Raw genomic sequence first — 23,197 nt, 5'->3', positions numbered from 1 at the left:
ACACCGCCCTGGACCACCGCTTCGCGTACCTCCCTGGCCGCACACCGGACAGAGAGCGACATGCGGCGGGAACACGGCGGCGACCACGACTACGCCGCCTGCATCCTCCGCCCCCACGTCACCACGGAGAAGGAATCCATGACGACCTGGACCACCCGTCCCGAAACCGCCGACGACATCCCCGCCGTCCGCGACATCCTCCTCGCCGCCTTCCCCACCGCCGCCGAGGCGTCCATCGTCGACGCCCTGCGCGCTGACCCGCAGGCGTGGCTGGACGGCCTGTCGATGGTGGCCGCAGCCCCCGACGGCGCCCCGGTCGGGTACGCGCTGCTCACCCGCTGCCACGTCGACGGTCGACCCGCCCTCGCCCTGGCCCCGTGCGCGACACTGCCCTCGGCCCAGCGCGCCGGCGCCGGTTCAGCGGCCATCCGCGCCGCCCTGGCCGCCGCCCGCGCCAGGGGAGAGAACCTCGTTCTCGTCCTGGGGCATGCCGACTACTACCCTCGGTTCGGCTTCACACCGGCTTCCCGCTTCGGCATCCGAGCCCCCTTCGACGTACCTGACGAGGCCATGATGGCGCTGGCGCTGGACGACACTCGCCCGGTCCCGGCGGGCACCATCCAGTACCCCGCCGCGTTTGGCGTCTGACCACTCCCGTGGCGCCCCGGGGCTTGTTCCCCGGGGCGCCACACCCTTCGGGGCCGGATGGCGAACCGGATGGCGAAGGAGAGAGCTTCCCCCCCACCTGGCCCGCGGAGTGCAGGGTGCGGGACTTGCCCAGGCACGCCCACGCACCCCGGGAGGCGCGCGTCTGCCTGCCGGCCCGGCTCGTAGAATCCCGCCGCGATGAAGATGCGCGTGCAGTTGACCGAGCAAGTCGCGCGTTTCCGTGACTACATACCGCCCGGGGACCGGGAGAAACTCCTGCGTCTCGTCGACAGGGTCGCCGCCGACCCTGAAGGCGGCGACAGTTGCCTCGCCTACACGAACGACGCTGTCACCCGCACGGCGTGGGAAGACCGCGTGATGATCCACTACGCCGTGACGCGCTTCTTCGTGGTCGTCTTCGAGGCTGACATCTACGACCCCTCACGCGGCTTCAACGAGGTGTAGTCGGGCAAGGGGGCCTGGCGCCGCGTCACCGAGGTTCGGGGCTGGGAGCCTTCGCGGCATCACTGGCCGACCCCTGGCTCGCCACACATCGGGCCGGACCGACCCTCGTTCCCGCCCCCGACCCCTCTGCTGGTCATGCGTTGCTCACGTGAGCCTGCCACGCCGCACCCAAAGCCGCCTCCGGCGGTGGGCGAGCCCCACAGTTTTATGCGACAACGCAAATATTGATGTGCCCGCATGGACGGCGTGGCACGCCCTCCGTACGGTCGTGGAGCCGCCCCACAAGGGGGCGGGGACAAGGGGCTTCACCATGACTCGTGAGGAACTGACCCGACTCACCGGAAACGGCAACGGGGGGCCGTGCGGCAAGGACGACTGCCCGAACGTCTACCGCACCCCTTCCGGCTCCATCGTCGTCCAGGGCGACGTGTCCAAGGCCTTCCAGCCCCCGGAGGGGGAAGGGCTTGTCGAGATCCCCGAAGACGTTCTGAGGGAGGCTGTCCGTGCTCTTGGCTGGTGAAGAGTGGGCCGCACGCTTCGAGAGCTTCCGGCGGGAAGCATGGCGTCTTGAGACGCTGCCGCAGTACCTCATGCCGCAGGAAGCCGAGGAGCTTCAGGCCTTCCGCGACGGCGCGCGTATCGACCCCGCAACGGTCCACAACGAGTACACAGAACGGCTCCGCAGACAGGTCACGGAGGGGCGCGTTCAAGGACGCGTCCACATCGTCACTCGACCTCTGTCTGAGTACCTGCGGTTCGAGTTCTCCCAGTACTACCGGCCGCACCTCTTGGCTGGGGAGCAGATCCGCATTCTCGACGTGACCGACAGAACCAACCCTCTTGAGAGGGTTCAAGACTTCTGGATGTTCGACCAGTCAGAGGTCGTGCTCATGAACTATGAGCCTGACGGGAGGCAGATCAACCGCGAGGTGTTCGAGGGCGCCGTGACCCAGTTCATCGAATACCAGCGAATCGCGGTAGCCGAATCCGTTCCCTTCGAGGAGTTCGTGAAGGGTCTTGAGCTTTGAGCCTGAACGGCTAGGTCAGTCCAGGTCGGACCTAGCGGAAGCACTGCGAAGCCTGCGTAAGCGAGCCGGGAAGACTCAGACCTGGCTCGCTCACCGCTGCACCATGTCACAAACCAAGGTCAGCAACATGGAGAGCGGGAAACTCACTCCCGCCATTGTCGACGTAGAGCTGATCCTTGAAGCGCTCGGTACCGATGATCCGGCAGCCTCGCAGATCCTCGAACTGGTTCGCACCGCGAATACCGAGTGGCAGGACCATTGGTCTTCGCGGCGCCGGGGTCTCGATAAGAAGCAGAACGAGCTAGCCAGGATCGAAACGGTCACAACGGAGTTCCGATTCTTCCTGCTCTCGGCGATCACAGGGCTACTCGCTACGCCGGAGTATGTGCGTGCCAGCATCGCGGACACTCCCGGAGACCAATCCAGGACCATTGCGAAGAAGCTGGAACGCCAGAGCGTCCTCTACGACTCGCCAAAGTCGTTCACGTTCCTGCTGACGGAACAGGCCGTTCGCTGGCCCTTACTGCCACCTCTCGCCATGGCACTGCAGCTCGACCGACTGGCTTCGGTATCTCGAATTCCTAGTGTCCGCCTTGGGGTCATCCCCTTGGCAGGCCACATTTCAGAGATGCCGCTGAATACTTTCACGGTATACGACCGGCGACTAGTCACCGTGGAAACCGGCACCGGTGCATTGATCCTGCGGGACCATCGTGACGTGAACGCATACCGCGAGGACTTCGAGAGGTACGAGTCGTACGCGGTGTTCGGAGACGAGTGCCGAGAACTCCTGAAAGAGTGGTCCGGGATCTTTACCCGACAACGCAAATAGCACTAGAGATCCCTCGCCTGCGGCCCGAGGATGTACTCATGCCGACCGAACCGAAGAAGGACAGACAGAAGGCTCCGGCGGGTTGGCGGATGGACCCGATCCCAAGCCGTCCGGCCTACCGGGATGATGACGGGAACCTTCGCGCCCCTCTGTGGTTGACGAAGAACGGTCGGCACATGGCAGACACGGAAATGATTCTGCTCCCGCCCGAGGCGGCCTTACTGGCCGACAACCTGACCCACGCGATGCGCGACAACTCCAGGTCGATACTGCAGGAGACCTTTCGAGAGGGCGCAACGGCTCTTGGCCCGGGTGTCGTGTTCGTGTCGAAGTCGGATCAGTACCAGCTCTGAGTCTGCCCCCAGCACTGATCTCACAGGAAGGCATACCCATGCCCGAAACCGACCTGTACAGCCTGCCTGTCGACGGCGCCACGTTCCGTAAGGCGTGCGGAGGCAACACGCACCCCGACGGCGAGTCCTGCGCCACGCTGGCGAAGATCGGCCCCGGCGCTTGGGCGTTGGGCGACAGCAAGCGGCCCGGTGCGGAGCCGTTGCGCTTCACCACTGCCGAGCTGGACGCGGCCGGGATCGACCCTGCCCGCTTCGGCCTGTCCGCCTGACGGCCATCCCTGACGCCCCCGGTCCTGACTCGCCCCCGAGAGGCAGGGCCGGTCGGGCGCCCCTCTTCTTCCTGCTCCGAACGGGACGACAGTTGCACCACCACGGCTACCTGTGGACCGACTCCAAGCAACGGTTCGATGACGAGGCGCTGAGACGGCCCCCGCACCCCGACCCTCCTCCGGCCGACAAGCCGGAGCTGTTCGCGAGGCACAGGGAAGTGAAGGCGGAGTTCCCCACCGTGGACCTGCCGCCGCTGGAAACGGCCCACTGGCTGATCAAGCCCGCGAAGTTGGTGCGTGGCACCTGGGAGGAGCCGAAGAAGGCGGCGGAATGGCTCGGGCAACGACTGGCGGAGTACGCGCCCCGGTTCGCCCGCGAGTCGGACCGCGACAGTACACGGCTGGCGCTGTCGGTCCACTCCGCTACGGAACGGCTGGGTTGGGGTGGAGATGTGTCCCACGGCTTCTACCTGGAGAGGCCCGCGTTCCTGTCCGTAGCTCTGGTGACGTGCTCCCCGAACCGGGCCGCACCGGACCTTGCCTGCCCGACCGTCCGCATCCGATGAGGGGAGCGCACCACGACGCCCCGCTCGGTCCTCCGGTGTCGAAGCACCGGATCACTCAACAGCCGGACACAGAGGTGACGTTCGCGGCGAAGTGCCTGATGTGCGCCTGGGCGGCTGAGCCCGCGTCCGACGGCGCCACCGTCGATGTGGCGTGCATGAGTCATACCGACCGAACGGGGCACGCCCGGTTCCGACGCCTGTGCACACCGGTGGCCCTGGTCGAACGCGCCGAGATGACATATGGATCGATGGCCAAGGAGTGGCGGGGACTACGCCTCTGCGCTCGACATGGATTGAAGCGGACGGCGTTCTGGTACGACCCGGACGGCAAGCAGCGACAGAAGACGTTCGAGACCAAGAAGCGGGCCGACGACCAGCGCAAGTGCAAGGAGCAGGAGCTTGACGCCGCGACCTAGCTGGACGACCGGCTGGGCAAGCAGCCCGCGACGTCCGTGTGGGAGCAGTGGACGACTCAAAGGAAGCTGGAGAACAGCGCCATCCAGCGTCGGCGTATCAAGGCTCGTGACGAAGGGGAGCCAGGGCGAACCGTCCCCCTCCCGTCGCACGTCGCCTTCGAGCTGCGGCGACACATCAAGAACCACGGCGTATGGGGGCCGGAACGACTCCTCTTCCCCAACGTGACGCGGACCGGGTACCTCTACGCGTCGTGGACGTACTGAGGGAGCACTGCCGCTACATCTTCGAAGGAGCTGAGCAGCGCGGCAGGGCCGCCATCGCGACGATGCCGACGCCCGGCGCGGACGACCCCCCGGAGGCGTCAGAGGTCGCCTGATCGACGTACGGCGACAGCCCCCGGCATCACGCCGGGGGCTGTGTTGTTCGTACAGGTCAGCAGCTGTTCCTAGTCCGGCATCCGCCCAGGATTCCCCCAGCATGACGCCCTGGAACAGTCCCGATCGGGCAGCAACGCACAGAAAGCCAAAGCAGTCCTCTCGGATCTTCGAATCAGCCTCTGACCTGCAAAACCTGCTAGGGAAGGTTCCTCGCCATCACGATCCGCTGAACCTGGTTCGTGCCTTCATAGATCTGGGTGATCTTCGCGTCCCGCATCATGCGCTCGACCGGGTAGTCGCGGGTGTAGCCGTAGCCGCCGAGGAGCTGGACGGCGTCGGTGGTGATCTCCATGGCGGCGTCGGAGGCGTAGCACTTGGCGGCGGCGCCGAAGAAGGTGAGGTCGTCCTCGACGCGCTCGGACTTGGCGGCGGCGGCGTAGGTGAGCTGGCGGGCCGCCTCCAGCTTCATCGCCATGTCGGCCAGCATGAACTGGACGCCCTGGAAGTCGCCGATCGGCTTGCCGAACTGCTTGCGCTCCTGGACGTATCCCTTGGCGTAGTCCAGCGCGCCCTGGGCGATGCCGAGGGCCTGGGCCGCGATGGTGATGCGGGTGTGGTCCAGGGTCTTCATCGCGGTGGCGAAGCCGGTGCCCTCCTCGCCGATCATGCGGTCGGCGGGGATGCGGACGTTGTCGAAGTAGACCTCGCGGGTCGGGGAGCCCTTGATGCCGAGCTTCTTCTCGGGGGCGCCGAAGGAGACGCCCTCGTCGCCCTTCTCCACGACGAAGGCGCTGATGCCCTTGGAGCGCTTGGTCGGGTCGGTGACGGCCATCACCGTGTAGTACTCGGAGACGCCGGCGTTGGTGATCCAGCGCTTGACGCCGTTGAGCACCCAGAAGTCGCCGTCGCGGACGGCCTTGGTCTTCATGCCGGCGGCGTCGGAACCCGCGTCGGGCTCGGAGAGGCAGTACGAGAACATGCCCTCGCCCTTGGCCAGCGGGCCCAGGTACTTCTTCTTCAGCTCCTCGGAGCCGGAGAGGATCACCGGGAGCGAGCCGAGCTTGTTGACGGCCGGGATCAGGGAGGAGGAGGCGCAGACGCGGGCCACCTCCTCGATGACCAGGACGGTGGCGAGGGCGTCGGCCCCGGCGCCGCCGTAGCTCTCCGGTACGTGGACCGCGTGGAGGTCGGCGGCGGTGAGCGCGTCGAGTGCCTCCTGCGGGAACCTGGCCTCCTCGTCGACGGCGGCGGCGTGCGGGGCGATCTTCGCCTCGGCGAGCGCGCGCACCGTCTCACGGAGCATCGTGTGCTCCTCGGACAGGCGGTACAGGTCGAAATCAGGCGCTCCGGCCACGGTCTCTCACTCCCCAGACATGCTAACTACCGTTAAGTAACCCAGTAACTCGCCCAAAGCTTAGGGCCCGCGTCGCCCCCAGCGGTACGTGAGGTTGACGACAGAGGGGAAATGCCCAGCTGAGGCCCGCGCCACGCGCGGGGCTATGCTCGGTCGGCGCATCACCCGTACCGCCTCGATCCGCCTCCCCGGACGCACTGGAGCACTCACCATGGCCCTCAGGATCACCGTGATCGGCACCGGCTACCTCGGCGCCACCCATGCCGCCGCCATGGCCGAGCTGGGCTTCGAGGTGCTCGGGCTCGACGTCGTCCCGGAGAAGATCGAGCTGCTGTCCAAGGGCCGGGTCCCCATGTACGAGCCGGGGCTCGAAGAGCTGCTCGCCCGGCACGTCGCGGGCATCGAGGGTTCCACCGGGCGGCTGCGGTTCACCACCTCCTTCGAGGAGGCCGCGGACTTCGGCGACGTCCACTTCGTCTGCGTCAACACCCCGCAGAAGCAGGGTGAGTACGCCTGCGACATGAGCTACGTCGAGAGCGCCTTCGCCTCGCTCGCCGCGCACCTGAAGCGGCCCGCGCTGGTGGTCGGCAAGTCGACGGTGCCGGTGGGCTCCGCCGAGCGCCTCGCCGCCGAGCTGGCCGCGGCCGCGCCGGTGGGCGAGGGCGCCGAGCTGGCCTGGAACCCGGAGTTCCTGCGCGAGGGCTTCGCGGTCGACGACACCCTGCACCCGGACCGGATCGTGGTCGGCGTGCGCAGCGCCCGCGCCGAGGAGCTGCTGCGCGAGGTGTACGCGACGCCGGTCGGCGAGGGTTCGCCCTTCATCGTCACCGACTTCCCCACCGCCGAGCTGGTGAAGACGGCCGCCAACTCCTTCCTCGCCACCAAGATCTCCTTCATCAACGCGATGGCCGAGGTCTGCGAGGCGGCCGACGGCGACGTGGCCAAGCTCGCCGAGGCGCTGGGCCACGACGACCGGATCGGCCGCAAGTTCCTGCGCGCCGGGATCGGCTTCGGCGGCGGCTGCCTGCCCAAGGACATCCGGGCGTTCATGGCCCGCGCCGGCGAGCTGGGCGCCGACCAGGCGCTGACCTTCCTGCGCGAGGTCGACTCGGTCAACATGCGGCGCCGGGGGCACATGGTGGAGCTGGCCCTGGAGGCGGTCGGCAACACCTCCTTCCTCGGCAAGCGGGTCGCCGTGCTGGGCGCCACCTTCAAGCCCGACTCGGACGACGTCCGCGACTCCCCGGCGCTCAACGTGGCCGGCCAGATCCACCTCCAGGGCGGCCAGGTCACCGTCTACGACCCCAAGGGCATGGACAACGCCCGCCGCGTCTTCCCGACCCTCGGCTACGCCGGCTCGGCGCTGGAGGCGGTCCGCGGCGCCGACGTCGTCCTCCACCTCACCGAGTGGAGCGAGTTCCGCGAGCTGGACCCGGCGGAGCTGGCCGCCGCCGTGAGCACCCCGATACTGCTGGACGGCCGCAACGCCCTGGACCCGGAGGTCTGGCGCAAGGCCGGCTGGACGTTCCGGGCGATGGGGCGCCCGCGGGCGTGAGGGGCCGTACCGCTCAGCGCGGGTCGCCCGCCGAGACGAGCCCGGTCTCGTAGGCGAGGACGACCGCCTGGGCGCGGTCGCGCAGCGCCAGCTTGGCGAAGATGCGGGCGACGTGGGTCTTGACGGTGGCCTCGCTGAGGCTGAGCCGTGCCGCGAGTTCGGCGTTGGACAGCCCCCGGCCGACCAGGCCCAGTACCTCCCGCTCGCGCGGGGTGAGCGCGGCCAGGTCGCGGTGGACCGCCGGGACGCGCGGGCCCGGGGCCGGGACGCCGGCCGCGTGGCGTTCGACCAGGCGGCGGGTTATCGAGGGGGCGAGCAGCGCGTCCCCGGTGTCGACGAGCCGGACGGCGGCGGCAAGGTGGGCCGGGGTGACGTCCTTGAGCAGGAAGCCGCTGGCACCGGCGGCGAGCGCGTCGTAGACGTAGGCGTCGAGGTCGAAGGTGGTCAGCATGATCACCCGGCAGGGGAGGTTCTGCGCGAGGATGCGGCGGGTGGCCTCCAGGCCGTCCAGGACGGGCATCCGGATGTCCATCAGGACGACGTCGGGGCGCAGCCGCCGGGCCAGCTCGACGGCCTCGGCGCCGTCGGCGGCCTCCCCCACCACGTCGAGGCCGCGTGAGGTGAGGATCAGCCGGAAGCCGGTGCGGACCAGTTCCTGGTCGTCGGCGACGAGGACGCGCGGGGCGGAGGCGTTCACAGCGGGTCCAGGGGAAGGCGGGCGCGGACGCGGTAGCCGCCGCCGAGGCGGCGGCGGGCGTCGAGGTCGCCGCCGTGGACGGCGACGCGTTCGCGCAGGCCGAGCAGGCCGCGCCCGGTGCCGTCCGCGGCGGGGGCGGCGGGGGAGCCGGTGCTGAGCACCTCGACGCGCAGGGCGTTCTCGGCGTACCGGATGCGGACCTCGGCGTGGGCCTGGTCGCCACCGTGTTTGAGGGCGTTGGTCAGCGCCTCCTGGACGATGCGGAAGGCGGTGGCGTCGAGGCCGGCGGGGAGGGCGCGGGGGGCGCCGGAGACGCGGACCTCGACGGGCAGGCCGGCGAAGGCGATGCGGTCGATGAGCGGGCTGAGGCGGCTGAGGGTGGGCTGGGGCGCGAGGGCCGGGCGGTCGTCGTGGTCGGCGCCGTCCTGGGCGGGGGCGAGCAGGCCGAGGAGGTGGCGCAGTTCGGTCATGGCGTTCCGCCCAGCCTCCTCGACGGCGGCCATGGCGGTGGCGGCCTCCTCGGGGAGGGTGGTGAGGATCTCCCGGGCGGCGCCGGCCTGGACGACCATGAGGCTGACGTTGTGGCTGACGATGTCGTGGAGATCGGCGGCGATCCGGGCCCGCTCCCCGTCGACGGCACCGAGGGCGGCGCTCTCCCGCTCGCGCTCCAGCAGCCAGCCGCGCTCCTCCAGCGCCGCGCGGTGCAGCCGCCGCTCCCGCACGAGGCCGACCGCGAGGACGGCCGCTGCCCCGTACCCGGCGACCGCCAGGACCACCCACATCACCTCTGGACTCCCCACACCCGCAGCCTTCCAGAGCCCCGGCCCGGCCGCGTCCTCCTCGGGGAGCAGCCCGTACATCCGGGGGTGTAGAGGCCCGCCGGGTTACCACCAGGGAGGGACGCGACGCCGGTCCGCCCGCTTCTAGGTTCGTGCCATGACAAGTGACCGTAACAGTACGCGGAATGCCGGGCCGGTCGTCCAACTGGACGGTGTGATCAAGGAGTACGGGGAGGCCAAGGCGCTGGACGGACTGACGCTCTCCGTCGCGGCCGGGGAGGCGGTGGCCGTGATGGGCCCGTCGGGATGCGGCAAGTCGACGCTGCTGAACCTGGTGGCGGGGCTGGACCGGCCGAGCGCGGGCGGGGTACGGGTCGCCGGGCAGGAGCTGACGGAGCTGAACGAGACCGGGCTCGCTCTCTTCCGGCGTCGGCGCATCGGCATGGTCTTCCAGTTCTTCAACCTCATCGACGACTTGCCCGCCCTCGACAACGTGGCGCTCGTCGCCCAGCTGACCGGCACCCCGGCGCGCCAGGCCCGCCGTCGCGCCCTGGAACTCCTCGGCGAACTCGGTATCGCCGACCGCAAGGACGCCTATCCGGCGGTGCTCAGCGGGGGTGAGCGGCAGCGGGTCGCGGTGGCCCGGGCTCTGATGAACCGGCCCGCCCTGCTGCTGGCCGACGAGCCGACCGGTGCCCTGGACAGCCGCTCGGGGGAGCAGGTGATGGACCTGCTCATCGATCTGAACCAGCTCGGGCAGACCCTGCTGATCGTCACCCACGACCGGAACTTGGCCATCCGGTGCGCGGGCCGGCTGGTGGAGATGGCGGACGGCCGGGTGGCCCGCGAGAGTGCGCTGGAGCCCGCCGCATGAGCGCGGTGTGGTCGGCCTCCCGGGCGGCGGTGCGGCGCCGGCGGCTCCAGACGGTGGTGATCGGGCTGGTCGTGACGGCGACGACCACGACCCTGCTGCTGGGCCTCACCCTGCTGCACGCGGCCTCCGGGCCCTTCGACCGGGCCTTCGCCGGGCAGCGCGGCGCGCACGCCGTGGCCTCCTTCGACCTGGACCGGGTGGGCACCGGCGAACTGGCGGCAGCCGGGCGCGAGTCCGGGGCCGACACCGCCGGGCCCTTCGAGGTGGCGGCGCTGGAGCTCGACGAGGACTGGCTGTGGAACCCGCCCGGCACCCTGGTGGTGGCCGGACGGGCGGGCCCCGGCGGCGCGGTGGACCGCATCAGGATGGTGGCGGGCCGCTGGGCCGAGGCCCCGGGCGAGATCGTCGTCAACTGGGACATCGACGGCTCCCCCGGCACGGAACTGCTCGGTACGCGCCTGGAGGCCCCCGGCGCCCCGCCGCTGACGGTCGTCGGCTTCGCCACGAGCCTCAGCAGGTCGGCCGGGGCCTGGGTCACCCCCGGCCAGGCCACGGAACTGCACCCGTACGGAGCCCAGTTGCTCTACCGGTTCGCGAACGACCCGGACGGCGCAGCACTGGACGCGGCCGTCCGTGAGGCGACGGCCGGGCTGCCCGAGGACGCGCTCACCGGCACCCAGTCGTACCTCTCCCTGCGGGACGCCTTCTCCGCCCAGGCCGACGCCTATCTCCCGTTCCTCGCCTTCTTCGGCGTCCTCGGGCTGCTGGTCGCCCTGCTGATCACGGGGAACGTGGTCAGCGGAGCGGTGATCTCGGGCCGTCGGCACATCGGCGTACTGAAGGCGCTCGGCTTCACCCCGAACCAGGTGGTCGCCGTCTACCTGCTGATGGTCTCCGTCCCCGCGCTGACCGGCGCCCTCCTCGGTACCGCGGCCGGGGCTGCGACCGCCGGGCCGTTCCTGAAGCTCGCCTTCACCGGCATCGAGACGGGCGGCGTCCCGATCGGCGTCAGCCCCTGGCTGGTCGCCGGCTGCCTGCTCGGCATGCCGCTGCTGGTGCTGCTCATCGCCCTGGTCCCGGCCTCCCGGGCGCACCGCCTCTCGGCGGTCCAGACCATCTCGGCGGGGAGCGCGCCCCGCCCGGGACGCGGCCTGCGGGCTCAGCGGCGGCTCGGCTCCAGCCGCCTGCCGCGGTCGGTCAGCCTGGGACTCGGGCGGCTCTTCGCGCGGCCGGTGCGCAGTGCGGTCACCCTGGCCGCGGTGGCGCTCGGGGTGACGACCGTGACGCTGACGACCGGGCTGAGCGCCACCCTGGTCGCCTTCGCGGGCGACGGCCAGCGGACGCCGGTGGTGGGCGTGGCCCGGGACTCCCCGGCCGGGGAGTCCCGCCGCTCCGCGGACCGGGGGGCCGAGGCACGGCTGCGGGCGCTGCCCGGCACCGAGGCCGTGACCGCGCGTGCCCTGGTCCGGGCCCAACTGCAGGGCGGGACACGGACCGTCTCGGCCGACTTCTACCGCGGCGATCTCGATGGCCCCGCCTCCCGTGTCGTCGAGGGCCGATGGCCGGTGCGTACGGGGGAGGCGGCGGCCGGGCCGGGGTTCCTGCGGCAGCAGGGGCTGGCGGTCGGCGACCGGTTCGTGCTGCGCGCGGGCGGGCGGCAGGTGCCGATGACGGTGGTGGGCAAGCTCCTCGACGGCGACGCCCGGGCCTTCACCGCCTCCTGGCCGACCCTGGCCCGGCTGGACCCGGGGGCGGCGGCCGAGGAGTACCGGGTGGTACTGGCCGAGGGCGCCGATGCGGCGGCGTACGCGCGGGCGGTCCGGGCGGCCGGTGCCGGGCTGCGCGCCTCGGTGAGCGAGCCGGCCCCCGATGCGGTCACCGCGGTGATCGGCTTCGCCTCCGTCTTCACACTGCTGCTCGCCCTGGTGGCGGCGCTGGGCGTGCTGCACTCGGTGCTGCTGGACGTCCGGGAGCGCCGCCGCGATCTCGGGATGCTGAAGGCGGTGGGGATGACCCCGCGCCAAGTGGTGGTGATGACGGTGGTCTCGGTGGCGGCGCTGGGCGCGGCCGGCGGGGTGCTCGGCGTGCCGCTCGGCATCGGGGCGCACCGCCTGGTGGTGGAGCACATCGGGGTGATCGCCTTCCCCGACTCCATGAAGGACGTCTGGCACCTGCCGCACCTCACCGGCGTGGCGCTGGCGGGGGTGCTGATCGCGACGGCGGGGGCGCTGCTCCCGGCCCGCTCGGCCGCCCGGCTGCCGATCGCCGAGGTGCTGCACACCGAGTAGGCGGACGGGCGGCCCGCCCCTACTGCCCCGCCCGCCGCGCCCGGTACGCCCGCATCTTCGCCCGGGCCCCGCACACCTCCATCGAGCACCAGCGGCCCCGCCCCGCCGGACTGCGGTCGTAGTAGGCCCAGCGGCACGTCTCGTCCTCGCAGACCTTCAGCCGCCGCCAGCTCCCGTCCAGGGAGCCCAGGGCGACGGCGAGGGCGATGCGGGCGGTGAGGGAGCCGGGGTCGGCCGGGGTCAGGCGGGCGGAGCCGTCGGCGGGGTCGACGGCGGCCAGGAGGGGGGCGCGGGCCAGGAGGTCGCCGAGGGCGGGGACCTCGGCGTGGGGCGGGTGTCCGGCGTGGGCGAGGCAGGCGGCGCGCAGGGATTCGCGCAGTTCCCGGGCGGCCGGTGCGTCCGCCTCGCCCACGCCGAGGGCCGCCCGGCCCTCGGCGGTGTCGAGCGCGTCGGTCCCCTCCTCCAGGTCCACCGTGTTGACCAGGGCCTGGACGAGGGCGAGGGGCCCGGGGGCGGAAGGTCTGGCCATGGCGACGACGTTACTCGTACCCGGGGCTACCGGGTCCCGGCGGTGGTCCGGGGGGTGAGGATCTCGGCGAGGGAGTCGGTGCGCCACTGCCGCAGGAGGGCGTGGAAGGCGACGGCGCCGTGCGGGTAGGCGGCGGAGTTGGGGCGGCCCCGGCCTTCCCGGTTGTAGTAGCCGGGGGTGCACTCGGCGTGGAACCACTCGTGGTCGGCGGCGCCTTCGGCGATCTCGGCGAGCCAGGCGTCCTCGGCCTGCCGGGAGGGTTCGAGTACCGCGTCCGCCTCCTGGGCCGCGGCGACCAGGGCCGCCGCGTGGACGGCCTGTTCGTCGAGGATGTGGGTGAAGTTGACGCTGCTGGCGTTCTGCAGGCTGCCCATCTGGATCAGGTTGGGGAAGCCGTTGCTGGTGAAGCCGTGCAGGGTGCGCGGGCCCCGCTGCCCCCAGGCGTGGAGCAGGGGCAGGCCGTCGCGGCCGTGCACGGGGAGTTTGCCGGAGAGGACGCCGGAGACCCCGACGGAGAAGCCGGTGGCGAAGATCAGGCAGTCGAGCGGGTAGGTGGTGCCGTCGACGACGACGCCGTCCTCGGTGAGGCGCTCGATGCCGTGGGTGGCGGCGGTGTCGACCAGGGTGACGTTCTCCCGGTTGAACGCCGGGTAGTACGCGTCCGAGAAGGTGGGGCGCTTGCAGGCGTACCGGTACCAGGGCTTGAGGGCGTCGGCGGTGTCCGCGTCGGCGACGAGCTGCCCGACGCGGGCGCGGAGTTCGTTCATCTGGGCGGCGTCCGCCACCTCGTAGGCCGCCTCGAACGCCTCGGGGTCGCCGTCGCGGCGGAAGCTCGGCAGCAGCTTCTCCAGCAGCCCCGCGGAGGCCGTCCAGCCGTCGGCCACCAGGTCCTCCTCGGCCGGCTCGCCGGAGACGATGCGCAGGAAGTTCTCCCGGCGTTCGCGCGCCCAGCCGTCGCGGTCGGCCCCGACGTCGGCGGCGGTGGTCCGGCGGTTGCCGCGTACGCCCACGGAGGACGGGGTGCGCTGGAAGACGTAGACGTGCTCGGCGTCCTCGGCGAGTTTCGGGATGGCCTGCACGCCGGTGGCGCCGGTGCCGACGACGCCGACGCGCTTGCCGGCCAGCCCCGTCATGCCGCCGTCGGCGTCTCCTCGGGTGTAGCCGTAGTCCCACCGGGAGGTGTGGAAGGTGTGGCCGGCGAACTTCTCGATGCCCTCGATGGCCGGCAGCTTGGGTTCGGAGAGGGTGCCGGTGGCCGTGATCACGTACCGCGCCCGGAACGCGTCGTCCCGGTCGGTGGTGACCAGCCATTCCTCGGCCGCCTCGTCCCAGGTGAGTGAGGTGACGGTGGTGGAGAAGAGGGCGTCGTCGCCCAGCTCGAACTGCTCGGCGACGCGCACCGCGTGGCGGCGGATCTCCTCGCCGGGGGCGTACTTCCACTCGGGGACGTAGCCGGTCTCGTCGAGCAGCGGGAGGTAGACGTGCGACTCGATGTCGCAGTGCACGCCGGGGTACCTGTTCCAGTACCAGGTGCCCCCGAAGCCGCCGCCCGTCTCGACGATCCGGATGCGCGCCACGCCCTGCTGCCGCAGGCGGGCCCCGGCGAGGATGCCGCCGAACCCGCCGCCGACGACCACCACGTCGACGGTGTCGTTCAGCGGGTCGCGATCGGGAACACCGTCGATGTACGGGTCAGCGGCGTAGTAGCCGAACTCCGCCTCGGCCCCGCGGTACTGGCTGGCGCCGTCCGGGCGCACCCGGCGCTCGCGTTCCTGGCGGTAGCGCTTCCTCAGTTCGGCGAGTTCATCTGCGCTGACGTGGTGAGCGGTCGTCATGTGGAGCTGTTCCTCGGTCTGTTGGGGGCCTTCTTCGGGGGACGGGCCGATCCGGGAAGAGTGGGGGTGGCCCGTACCGCGAGCGGAGTGCCCACTACCGTACACCTCAACCGGACAGTAGTGTCCGGTACTTGGGCGGCGTCCTCCGCAGCCTGCTCCGGCGAGCGCCCCTCCCCCGTTCGCGCCTGCGAAGACAGGCCGCACGGCCCCCACGACCAGCCGACAGGAAGAGTGATCCCCCCTCATGCGACGCCTCACGACCCCCTCACTGGCCGGGCTCGCGGCCGCCGGCCTGCTCGCCCTCACCGGCTGCGGCACGCAGCAGGGCACCACCGCGGGCGGCGAGCCCGCCGCCACCGCCGACCGGACCATCGTGGCCAAGCGGCTCGCCCACCTGACCCGGCCGCACGAGGAGACGGGCATGACCCTGCTGGAGGGTCCGCTGCTCGACGAGAAGGGCCGCCTGCTGGTGGTCGACGTCACCGCGCCGGCCGGCGAGCCCAAGGTGATCCGCGTCGACGTGGACCGGGGCAAGGGCAGGCCGTTCCACACCGACGAGCGCGGCGTCTACACCTCCGCCCAGTTCAGCCCGTACGACGGGCGGATCTACCTCACCGACTTCGCGCACGGCGAGATCGTCAGCCTCGCCCCGGGCGGCGGCGACCGGCAGGTCTTCTTCACGGGGGAGGTCGACGGCGCCCGGATGAGCCCCGACGACCTCGCCTTCGACCGACAGGGGAACCTGTACGTCAGCGACTCGCGGGGGATGACCGAGGGCAAGGCCGAGGGCCGCATCGTGCGGATCGACCGGGACGGGGAGAAGGCCACCGTCCTCGCCGACCGGCTCGCCGCCCCGAACGGCGTCTCCTTCGACGAGGAGTACCGGGGCCTGTGGTTCAGCGAACTGACCGAGAACCGGATCTCCTACCTCAAGCTCGACGACAAGGGCGAGGGTGCCTCCCGGCACACCGCCATCCGCGTCGACGGCGGCGTCGCGCAGACCGACTCGATCGCCGTGGACGCCGACGGCAACCTCTACCAGGGGCTGCACGGCCGCCCCGCCATGGCGGTGTACGACCGGCACGGGGCGCGGTTGGCGACGATCGAGGTGCCCGCCCGCCACCAGGGACTCGAATCCGCGACGAACGTGGCCATCACGCCCGGCGGCACCCGCGCGTACATGACGGTGAGCGGCCCCTCGGGCGGGTACGTGTACACCTTCGACGCGCTCGCCGAGGGCATCCGGCAGTCCAACGGGGGCTGATCCGCGAGGCCGGTCAGCCCGTGAACGGCCGTACCGGTCCCACCTCGACGCCGAGGAGCGCCCAGGCCGCCAGCGCCCGGCGCACACGGTCTTGCGGGGTGGGGCCGGTGACGGCGCCGGAGACCATGGCGACGGCGAGCATCAGGTCCTCCACCGGCAGCGGGCTGCCCCCGCGCAGCGCCGTGCGCAGGGCTCCCTCCAGGCGTCCCGCCAGTTCCTCCGCGTGGCCGCGCGCCTCGCGCAGCGAGGTGGTCCCCTCCGCGCGGAGCAGGCCGATGAAGGCGGCCGACTCCGCGAGGTGCCAGGTCAGCACGGCCAGCACGTCGGCGAGGGCGGCCCCCTCGACGGCGGCGGCCCGCTCGACCTGGAGCACGTTCTCCTCCAGGACGGTGGCGGCGATGGCGGAACGGTCCGGGAAGTGCCGGTAGAGGCTGCCCTGCCCGACCCCGGCCCGGCGTGCGATCTCCGCCATCGGGGCGTCGAGCCCCAGCTCGGCGTAGACCTCCCGGGCGGCGGCGACCAGCGCGGCGCGGTTCCGCGCGGCGGCCCTCGGCCCCTGGTTCACGCGGGGCCGCGTCTGGGGCCCGGTCGGTTCTGTCACCCCGGAAGGATAGCCAGGCCGACACGCAGACCCCGAAGCGCGTTACCCCTTGAAAGAGTCAGTCGGTAACGCCATGATGGCGGAGCACGCTTCCCCGACCCGCCCCACGAGGAGCCCGCCCATGCCCATCGCCACCCTCGCCGTGGTCGTCCTGGACACCCCGACGCCCCTGGCCCTCGCCCACTTCTACGAGGCGATCCTCGGCGGCACCGTGGAGCAGCCCGCCGAGAACTGGGTCGAGCTGCACGGGCCGGGCGTCAAGCTCGCCTTCCAGGAGGCCCCGGACATGGTCCCGCCCGCCTGGCCGTCGCCGGACGGCTCCCAGCAGCTCCACCTCGACCTGAACGTCCCCGACCTGGACGCGGCCGAGGGCCAGGTCCTCGCGCTGGGCGCCCGCCCCCTCGACACCCGCGCCGACCGCGCCTTCCGCGTCTACGCCGACCCGTCCGGCCACCCCTTCTGCCTCTGCCAGGAGTAGTCGGGAACGCGAGGAGCCCCCGCCCGGACACCGACGGGGGCTCCTCGTGTTCGGCCGTACGGCCACGGGTGCGGCTCAGCCGTCGAGCTGCTCCAGGGTCGCGTTGGAGGGGCCGCGCCGAGCGGAGAGGTCCCGCGAGACGGCCTCGGCGTCGCGCAGCACGCGCACCGCGTTCCCCCAGGTCAGCTTGGCCAGGTCGGCCGTGGACCACGTGCGGCTCAGCAGTTCGGCGACCAGGTTCGGGTAGCCCGCGACGTCCTCCAGGCCGGCCGGGGTGAAGGCCGTGCCGTCGTAGTCGCCGCCGATGCCGATGTGGTCGATACCGGCCACCTCGCGCATGTGGTCGAGGTGGTCGGCGACGGTGGAGGCGGTCGCGACGGGGCGCGGGTGGGCCGCCTCGAAGGCGCGGTGCAGGGCCATCGCCTCCTCGCCGGTGTCGAGGTGGTGGTGGCCGTGCGAGCGCAGGTTCTCGTCGGCGCGCAGGGTCCACTCGACGGCGGCCGGGAGGATGAACTTCGGCACGAAGGTGGCCATGGCGACGCCGCCGTTGGCGGGGAGCTGGGCCAGCACGTCGTCGGGGATGTTGCGCGGGTGGTCGCAGACCGCGCGGGACGAGGAGTGCGAGAAGATCACCGGCGCCTCGCTGGTGGCGAGCGCGTCCCGCATGGTCCCGGCCGAGACGTGGCTCAGGTCGACCAGCATGCCGGTCCGGTTCATCTCCCGGACCACCTCGCGCCCGAAGGCGGAGAGCCCGCCGAGGCGTTCGGTGTCGGTGGCGGAGTCGGCCCACGCGATGTTGTCGTTGTGCGTGAGCGTCATGTAGCGCACGCCGAGCGCGTACAGGGCGCGCAGGGTGGCGAGCGAGTTGTTGATGGAGTGGCCGCCCTCGGCCCCCTTGAGGGAGGCGATACGGCCCTCGCCGCGCGCCTTCTCCATCGCGTCGGCGCTCCCGGCGGGTGCCAGGTCCGCCGGGTAGCGGGCGAGGAGCTGGTCGACGCAGTCGATCTGCTCCAGGGTGGCGCTGACCGCCTCGTCGCCGCCGAGGTCGGAGCGGACGTAGACCGACCAGAACTGCGCGCCGACCCCGCCGGCCCGCATCCGGGCGATGTCGGTGTGCAGGTGGGCCGACTGGTCCTCGGCGATGTCGCGCCGGGACAGGTCGTAGCGGACCTGCTCGCGCAGCGCCCAGGGCAGGTCGTTGTGGCCGTCGACCACGGGGTGCTCGGCCAGGAACTCCAGTGCCGTGGGCAGGAGTTCCGCGTTGGGTACGGAACCGGTGGGGGTGCTCGTCATGTCGTACGCCTCACTTTCCGAAGCCGAAGCCGGCCGGGCCGCCGGAGGTCTTGGCACGCAGGCGCTTGCCCTTCTCGGTGGCCTGCTCGTTCAGCTCGCGCTGGAAGTCCTTCATGCGGCCGAGCAGTTCCTCGTCGTGGGCGGCGAGGATGCGCGCGGCCAGCAGCCCGGCGTTGCGGGCGCCGCCGACCGAGACGGTGGCGACCGGGACCCCGGCGGGCATCTGCACGATGGACAGCAGCGAGTCCATGCCGTCGAGGTACTTCAACGGCACCGGCACGCCGATGACCGGTAGCGGCGTGACGGAGGCCAGCATGCCGGGCAGGTGGGCGGCGCCGCCCGCCCCGGCGATGATCGCCTTGAGTCCGCGCGCGGCGGCCTGCTCGCCGTAGGCGATCATCTCGTGCGGCATGCGGTGGGCGGAGACGACGTCGACCTCGTAGGCGATCTCGAACTCGTCGAGCGCCTGGGCGGCGGCCTCCATGACGGGCCAGTCCGAGTCCGAGCCCATGACGACGCCGACGACGGGGTTCTGGCTGGTGTGTGCGGTCACTCGGTGATCGTTCCCCTGAGGTATCCGGCAGCGTGCCGGGCGCGCTCCAGCACCGCGTCCAGGTCGTCGCCGTAGGTGTTGACGTGGCCGACCTTGCGACCGGGCTTCACGTCCTTGCCGTACATGTGGATCTTCAACTGCGGGTCGCGCGCCATGCAGTGCAGGTACGCGGCGTACATGTCGGGGTAGTCGCCGCCCAGCACGTTGCACATCACGGTCCACGGCGCGCGCGGGCGCGGATCGCCCAGCGGCAGGTCGAGGACGGCGCGGACGTGGTTGGCGAACTGCGAGGTGACCGCACCGTCCATGGTCCAGTGGCCGGAGTTGTGCGGGCGCATGGCCAGCTCGTTGACGAGGACGCGGCCGTCCTCGGTCTCGAACAGCTCGACCGCGAGGTGGCCGACGACGCCCAGTTCGTCGGCGATCCGCAGCGCCAGCTCCTGCGCCCGGCCGGACAGCTCCTGGCCGAGGCCGGGAGCCGGGGCGATGACCGTGTCGCAGACGCCGTCGACCTGGCGGGACTCGACGACCGGGTAGGCGACGGCCTGGCCGTGCGGGGAACGGACGATGTTGGCGGCCAGCTCGCGGCGGAAGGGCACCATCTCCTCGGCGAGGACCGGCACGCCCGCGCGGAACGGCTCGGCCGCGTCCGCCTCGGAGCGGACCACCCAGACGCCCTTGCCGTCGTATCCGCCGCGCACGGTCTTGAGGACGACGGGGAAGCCGCCGCCCTCGGGCGAGGCGGCCAGTTCCGCGGCGAAGGCCGTCACGTCGCCCGGGTCGGCCACGATGCGGTGCCGGGGGCAGGGCACGCCGATCTCGGTCAGGCGGGCCCGCATCACCCCCTTGTCCTGGGCGTGCACCAGCGCGTCGGGCCCGGGGCGGACGGGGATGCCGTCCGCCTCCAGGGCCCGTAGGTGTTCGGTCGGGACGTGCTCGTGATCGAAGGTGATCACGTCACAGCCCCGCGCGAAGGCGCGCAGTGTCTCCAGGTCGCGGTGGTCGCCGACGACGACCTCGCCGGCGACCAGGGCCGCCGAGTCCTGGGGGGTGTCACTGAGAAGCTTGAACCTGATGCCGAGCGGGATGCCTGCCTCGTGCGTCATGCGCGCGAGCTGCCCACCGCCGACCATGCCGACTACCGGAAACGTCACGCGGTCCAGGGTATCGGCCCTTCCCCAGGGCACCGGGGTCGCGCACCGTCGGTCACGGCGCCGGGACAGCGCGTCGGCGCCCGGGACGGGGCAGGCGACGCCTGGTTAGCATGACCGGGTTGACGCGGCCACGGTGAGCCCGGCCGCCCGACGCACCGGCGGTACCGACGACGAGCGACAGGGGCTGAGCCCGTACATGAGTCCTGCACCGGGAGAACCGACGCCCGCCGCCACCGCGACGGGCGCCACCGCGCTCCGGGGGCGGGTACGCCGGCTGGTCCGCGAGGCGGTGCGGTTCGGCGCGGTCGGCGGCGCCGGCGTCCTGGTCAACCTCGCCGTCTTCAACCTCGTGCGGCACACGACCGAACTCGCGGTGGTCCGCGCCAGCGTCCTCGCCACGGTGGTGGCGATCGTCTTCAACTACCTCGGGTTCCGCTACTTCACCTACCGCGACCGCGACAAGGGCGGCCGGACCCGCGAGATGTCGCTCTTCCTCGCCTTCAGCGTGATCGGCCTGGTCGTCGAGAACGGCATCCTCTACACCGGCACCTACGGCCTGGGCCTCGACGGGCGGCTGGAGTCGAACGTCCTGAAGTTCGCCGGCATCGGCCTGGCCACCCTGTTCCGCTTCTGGTCCTACCGCACCTGGGTCTTCCGCGCCCCGGATGCCGACCGCGCGGCGCGGCCGGCGAAACCGGCGCGCGAGCCCGTCGCCTCCGGCTCGCCCGCCGGCCGGAGCTGAGCCCGGGGGGCCCGGCTCACTCCTCGGGCGCGCGGGAGAGGAAGAGCCCGAAGACCGCCGGGTGGGCCTGGAGCATCTCCAGCCGCCCCCCGTCCGCCTCGGCCAGGTCCCGCGCCACCGCCAGCCCGATCCCGGTGGAGTTGCGCCCGCTGATCGCCCGCTCGAAGATCCGCGCGCCCAGGTCGGGGGGGACGCCGGGGCCCTCGTCGGCGACCTCGACCACGGCTTGGTTCCCGGTCACCCGGGTGCGCAGGGCGACCGTGCCGCCGCCGTGCATCAGGGAGTTCTCGATCAGCGCCGCCAGCACCTGGGCGACCGCGCCCGGGGTGGCGACGGCCCGCAGGTCGCGACGGCCCGAGCAGACGATGGCCCGGCCCTCGGAGCGGTAGGCGGGCCGCCACTCCTCCAGCTGCTGCTTGACCACCTCGTACAGGTCGAAGGCGACGGCCGAGCCGGTCATGGGGTCGCGGGCGTTGGTCAACAGCCGCTCGACCACGTCGGTGAGCCGCTCGACCTGGGTCAGCGCGATGGTCGCCTCCTCGCGGGCCGTGGCCAGGTCCTCGGTGAGGGTGATCTCGTCGAGCCGCATGGACAGGGCGGTCAGCGGGGTGCGGAGCTGGTGCGAGGCGTCGGCGGCGAGCCGCCGCTCGGCGGTGAGCATCCGGGCGATCCGTTCGGCCGACCGGTCCAGCACGTCGGCGACCCGGTCCAGCTCGGGCACCCCGTACCGCTTGTGGCGCGGCCGGGGATCGCCGGAGCCGAGGCGTTCGGCGGTCTCGGCGAGGTCGGTCAGGGGCGCGGCGAGCCGGTTGCCCTGGCGGACGGCGAGGAGTACGGCGGCGACGACGGCGAGCAGCGCGACCCCGCCGATGATCAGCAGCGTGCGGCCGACCTCGCCGGTGACGGCGGCGCGCGGCTCCTGGACGAGGACGGACTCGCCCTCCTCCCCGGTGGCCCGGGCCTCGATGGCGTCGCCGCCGGGGCGGTCGCCGATCTCGATGGCCTCCCGCCCGGGGATCTCGATACGGGCGTAGCGCTTGGCGCCGATCTGGTCGCGCAGAAGGCCCGCGCTGATGCGCTCCTCGCTGATCAGGCGGCTGTCGACGATGGAGGCGAGCCGCACCGCCTCGGACTCGACGCTCTCCCGCGCGCTGTTGGTGATGGTGCGGGTCTCCACGATCACCAGGGAGCCGCCGAAGACGGCGATCACCACGAGTACCACGGCGAGGGTGGAGTTGATCAGACGGCGGCGCACTGTGGTCCTCGCGGGATCAGGGGTCCTCGGGGGTCAGGACTTCTCGAAACGGAAGCCGACGCCCCGCACGGTGGCGATGTAGCGGGGGTTGGCCGCGTCGTCGCCGAGTTTCTTGCGCAGCCAGGAGATGTGCATGTCGAGGGTCTTGGTCGAGGACCACCAGGTGGTGTCCCAGACCTCGCGCATCAGCTGGTCGCGGGTGACGACCCGGCCGGCGTCGCGCACCAGGACCCGCAGCAGGTCGAACTCCTTTGCCGTGAGCTGGAGTTCCTCCTCGCCCATCCAGGCCCGGTGCGACTCGACGTCGATCCGCACGCCGTGCGTCGTGGTGGGCTGGGGCACTTCCGCGGCGCCGCGCCGCAGCAGGGCCCGGACCCGGGCCAGCAGCTCGGCGAGGCGGAACGGCTTGGTGACGTAGTCGTCGGCGCCCGCGTCGAGGCCGACGACGGTGTCCACCTCGTCCGCGCGGGCGGTGAGGATCAGGATCGGAACCGTGTGCCCGTCGGAACGGAGCCGGCGGGCGACCTCCAGACCGTCCATGCCGGGCAGCCCCAGGTCCAGGACGACGAGGTCGACGCCTCCCCGCAGTCCGGCGTCGAGGGCGGTGGGCCCGTCCTGGCGGACTTCCACCTCGTATCCCTCCCTGCGCAGGGCGCGGGCCAGCGGCTCCGAGATGGACGCGTCGTCCTCGGCGAGCAGTACACGGGTCATGGGGTGATGGTAGTCCGCGCGGCCCCGGGGGCGCCCGGGCTCCGCCCCCGGTCCGCGCAACCTCGGGGCATACCCTTCAAGGTGAGGCTGGAATGATCCATTCACCTTCGAATGAGGCGTGGAGCACACCTTTCGCCTGTGATCCATGTCTCAGATGCTTCCCTAACGTGGACAGTCATGACGTATGGTGGCGAGACGCCTGTAGCACTACATGATGACCTTTGGCGCGCTACGCGGGCTGAAGGTCACTTTTGTGTGCGGGCCGGCTTCCGGTCGGCCC

The 23,197-nt window shown here is 71.8% G+C and carries 27 protein-coding genes; 16 read left to right on the top strand and 11 right to left on the bottom strand.

The window, feature by feature from the left end; translation table 11 throughout:
- The first annotated feature begins 138 nt into the window (after positions 1-138).
- From ACSLIC_RS17065 to ACSLIC_RS17020, 10 genes are all read left to right on the top strand, one after another.
- Positions 139-648, top strand: coding sequence for a GNAT family N-acetyltransferase (locus ACSLIC_RS17065; RefSeq protein WP_436740400.1), 510 nt, complete (start codon positions 139-141; stop codon positions 646-648).
- Positions 649-846: 198 nt separating this feature from the next.
- Positions 847-1,113: a hypothetical protein gene (locus ACSLIC_RS17060; RefSeq protein ID WP_436738562.1), complete on the top strand. Its 267-nt coding sequence runs from the start codon at positions 847-849 to the stop codon at positions 1,111-1,113.
- Between the two features lie 310 nt (positions 1,114-1,423).
- Positions 1,424-1,633 carry a hypothetical protein gene (locus ACSLIC_RS17055; protein ID WP_436738561.1) on the top strand — a complete coding sequence of 70 codons (210 nt, stop codon included), beginning with the start codon at positions 1,424-1,426 and terminating at the stop codon, positions 1,631-1,633.
- Entirely contained in the window at positions 1,617-2,141 is a 525-nt protein-coding gene (locus ACSLIC_RS17050; protein WP_436738560.1) for a DUF6879 family protein, read from the top strand. Before ACSLIC_RS17055 ends, ACSLIC_RS17050 begins: the two co-directional genes overlap by 17 nt.
- Positions 2,131-2,973 carry a helix-turn-helix domain-containing protein gene (locus ACSLIC_RS17045; RefSeq protein WP_436738559.1) on the top strand — a complete coding sequence of 281 codons (843 nt, stop codon included), beginning with the start codon at positions 2,131-2,133 and terminating at the stop codon, positions 2,971-2,973. The genes ACSLIC_RS17050 and ACSLIC_RS17045 overlap by 11 nt, the downstream gene beginning before the upstream one ends.
- Before the next feature lie 38 nt (positions 2,974-3,011).
- Positions 3,012-3,326 carry a hypothetical protein gene (locus tag ACSLIC_RS17040; protein ID WP_436738558.1) on the top strand — a complete coding sequence of 105 codons (315 nt, stop codon included), beginning with the start codon at positions 3,012-3,014 and terminating at the stop codon, positions 3,324-3,326.
- 38 nt (positions 3,327-3,364) lie between these two features.
- Complete coding sequence (locus tag ACSLIC_RS17035; protein ID WP_436738557.1) at positions 3,365-3,595, top strand: DUF397 domain-containing protein; 231 nt, start codon at positions 3,365-3,367, stop codon at positions 3,593-3,595.
- Between the two features lie 92 nt (positions 3,596-3,687).
- On the top strand, positions 3,688-4,161 hold the full coding sequence (locus ACSLIC_RS17030) for a hypothetical protein (protein ID WP_436738556.1): 474 nt from the start codon (positions 3,688-3,690) through the stop codon (positions 4,159-4,161).
- A gap of 35 nt (positions 4,162-4,196) precedes the next feature.
- On the top strand, positions 4,197-4,577 hold the full coding sequence (locus tag ACSLIC_RS17025) for a DUF7848 domain-containing protein (protein WP_436738555.1): 381 nt from the start codon (positions 4,197-4,199) through the stop codon (positions 4,575-4,577).
- A 251-nt stretch (positions 4,578-4,828) separates the two neighbouring features.
- Positions 4,829-4,954, top strand: coding sequence for a hypothetical protein (locus ACSLIC_RS17020; RefSeq protein ID WP_436738554.1), 126 nt, complete (start codon positions 4,829-4,831; stop codon positions 4,952-4,954).
- Positions 4,955-5,151: 197 nt separating this feature from the next.
- Here the strand turns inward: ACSLIC_RS17020 and ACSLIC_RS17015 are convergent, their stop codons facing one another.
- The gene (locus tag ACSLIC_RS17015; protein ID WP_436738553.1) at positions 5,152-6,309 is read right to left on the bottom strand and encodes an acyl-CoA dehydrogenase; all 1,158 of its coding nucleotides are present in this window, start codon (positions 6,307-6,309) and stop codon (positions 5,152-5,154) included.
- 211 nt (positions 6,310-6,520) lie between these two features.
- On the opposite strand from ACSLIC_RS17015, the gene ACSLIC_RS17010 reads away from it, so the two are divergent.
- On the top strand, positions 6,521-7,864 hold the full coding sequence (locus tag ACSLIC_RS17010) for a UDP-glucose dehydrogenase family protein (protein WP_436738552.1): 1,344 nt from the start codon (positions 6,521-6,523) through the stop codon (positions 7,862-7,864).
- A 13-nt stretch (positions 7,865-7,877) separates the two neighbouring features.
- On the opposite strand, the gene ACSLIC_RS17005 is transcribed toward ACSLIC_RS17010, so the two are convergent.
- Positions 7,878-8,561, bottom strand: coding sequence for a response regulator (locus ACSLIC_RS17005; protein WP_436738551.1), 684 nt, complete (start codon positions 8,559-8,561; stop codon positions 7,878-7,880).
- Complete coding sequence (locus tag ACSLIC_RS17000) at positions 8,558-9,421, bottom strand: sensor histidine kinase (protein ID WP_436738550.1); 864 nt, start codon at positions 9,419-9,421, stop codon at positions 8,558-8,560. Before ACSLIC_RS17000 ends, ACSLIC_RS17005 begins: the two co-directional genes overlap by 4 nt.
- A gap of 76 nt (positions 9,422-9,497) precedes the next feature.
- On the opposite strand from ACSLIC_RS17000, the gene ACSLIC_RS16995 reads away from it, so the two are divergent.
- Both ACSLIC_RS16995 and ACSLIC_RS16990 read left to right on the top strand, forming a co-directional pair.
- Entirely contained in the window at positions 9,498-10,214 is a 717-nt protein-coding gene (locus ACSLIC_RS16995; RefSeq protein WP_436738549.1) for an ABC transporter ATP-binding protein, read from the top strand.
- Positions 10,211-12,502 (top strand): FtsX-like permease family protein, encoded by a 2,292-nt coding sequence (locus ACSLIC_RS16990; RefSeq protein WP_436738548.1) that lies wholly within the window; start codon positions 10,211-10,213, stop codon positions 12,500-12,502. Before ACSLIC_RS16995 ends, ACSLIC_RS16990 begins: the two co-directional genes overlap by 4 nt.
- A gap of 19 nt (positions 12,503-12,521) precedes the next feature.
- On the opposite strand, the gene ACSLIC_RS16985 is transcribed toward ACSLIC_RS16990, so the two are convergent.
- Together ACSLIC_RS16985 and ACSLIC_RS16980 are read right to left on the bottom strand one after the other, a co-directional pair.
- Positions 12,522-13,031, bottom strand: coding sequence for a CGNR zinc finger domain-containing protein (locus ACSLIC_RS16985; protein WP_436738547.1), 510 nt, complete (start codon positions 13,029-13,031; stop codon positions 12,522-12,524).
- A 26-nt stretch (positions 13,032-13,057) separates the two neighbouring features.
- Positions 13,058-14,866, bottom strand: coding sequence for a flavin-containing monooxygenase (locus ACSLIC_RS16980; RefSeq protein WP_436738546.1), 1,809 nt, complete (start codon positions 14,864-14,866; stop codon positions 13,058-13,060).
- A 244-nt stretch (positions 14,867-15,110) separates the two neighbouring features.
- Between ACSLIC_RS16980 and ACSLIC_RS16975 the strand changes: the two genes are divergently transcribed.
- The gene (locus ACSLIC_RS16975) at positions 15,111-16,130 is read left to right on the top strand and encodes an SMP-30/gluconolactonase/LRE family protein (protein WP_436738545.1); all 1,020 of its coding nucleotides are present in this window, start codon (positions 15,111-15,113) and stop codon (positions 16,128-16,130) included.
- A 13-nt stretch (positions 16,131-16,143) separates the two neighbouring features.
- Here ACSLIC_RS16975 and ACSLIC_RS16970 read toward each other — a convergent pair whose 3' ends face one another.
- Entirely contained in the window at positions 16,144-16,695 is a 552-nt protein-coding gene (locus ACSLIC_RS16970) for a TetR/AcrR family transcriptional regulator (RefSeq protein WP_436740399.1), read from the bottom strand.
- A 157-nt stretch (positions 16,696-16,852) separates the two neighbouring features.
- Between ACSLIC_RS16970 and ACSLIC_RS16965 the strand changes: the two genes are divergently transcribed.
- The gene (locus tag ACSLIC_RS16965; RefSeq protein WP_436738544.1) at positions 16,853-17,209 is read left to right on the top strand and encodes a VOC family protein; all 357 of its coding nucleotides are present in this window, start codon (positions 16,853-16,855) and stop codon (positions 17,207-17,209) included.
- Between the two features lie 75 nt (positions 17,210-17,284).
- Here ACSLIC_RS16965 and ACSLIC_RS16960 read toward each other — a convergent pair whose 3' ends face one another.
- From ACSLIC_RS16960 to ACSLIC_RS16950, 3 genes are read right to left on the bottom strand one after another with little or no spacing between them, the layout of a single operon-like run.
- Positions 17,285-18,502 (bottom strand): dipeptidase, encoded by a 1,218-nt coding sequence (locus tag ACSLIC_RS16960; RefSeq protein WP_436738543.1) that lies wholly within the window; start codon positions 18,500-18,502, stop codon positions 17,285-17,287.
- A gap of 10 nt (positions 18,503-18,512) precedes the next feature.
- Positions 18,513-19,055 (bottom strand): 5-(carboxyamino)imidazole ribonucleotide mutase, encoded by a 543-nt coding sequence (purE, locus tag ACSLIC_RS16955; RefSeq protein ID WP_436738542.1) that lies wholly within the window; start codon positions 19,053-19,055, stop codon positions 18,513-18,515.
- Entirely contained in the window at positions 19,052-20,161 is a 1,110-nt protein-coding gene (locus tag ACSLIC_RS16950) for a 5-(carboxyamino)imidazole ribonucleotide synthase (RefSeq protein WP_436740398.1), read from the bottom strand. The genes purE and ACSLIC_RS16950 overlap by 4 nt, the downstream gene beginning before the upstream one ends.
- Positions 20,162-20,405: 244 nt before the next feature.
- On the opposite strand from ACSLIC_RS16950, the gene ACSLIC_RS16945 reads away from it, so the two are divergent.
- Entirely contained in the window at positions 20,406-20,951 is a 546-nt protein-coding gene (locus ACSLIC_RS16945; protein ID WP_436738541.1) for a GtrA family protein, read from the top strand.
- A gap of 16 nt (positions 20,952-20,967) precedes the next feature.
- On the opposite strand, the gene ACSLIC_RS16940 is transcribed toward ACSLIC_RS16945, so the two are convergent.
- Together ACSLIC_RS16940 and ACSLIC_RS16935 are read right to left on the bottom strand one after the other, a co-directional pair.
- Complete coding sequence (locus ACSLIC_RS16940) at positions 20,968-22,206, bottom strand: ATP-binding protein (protein ID WP_436738540.1); 1,239 nt, start codon at positions 22,204-22,206, stop codon at positions 20,968-20,970.
- Between the two features lie 33 nt (positions 22,207-22,239).
- Positions 22,240-22,917 carry a response regulator transcription factor gene (locus tag ACSLIC_RS16935; RefSeq protein WP_436738539.1) on the bottom strand — a complete coding sequence of 226 codons (678 nt, stop codon included), beginning with the start codon at positions 22,915-22,917 and terminating at the stop codon, positions 22,240-22,242.
- Positions 22,918-23,197: the final 280 nt, after the last annotated feature.

This window comes from Streptomyces sp. BBFR102, assembly GCF_051397025.1.
Classification (GTDB): Bacteria; Actinomycetota; Actinomycetes; order Streptomycetales; family Streptomycetaceae; genus Streptomyces.
The sequence above is the reverse complement of the archived record's forward strand: the minus strand, read 5'-3'. Positions and strand labels throughout refer to the sequence as shown.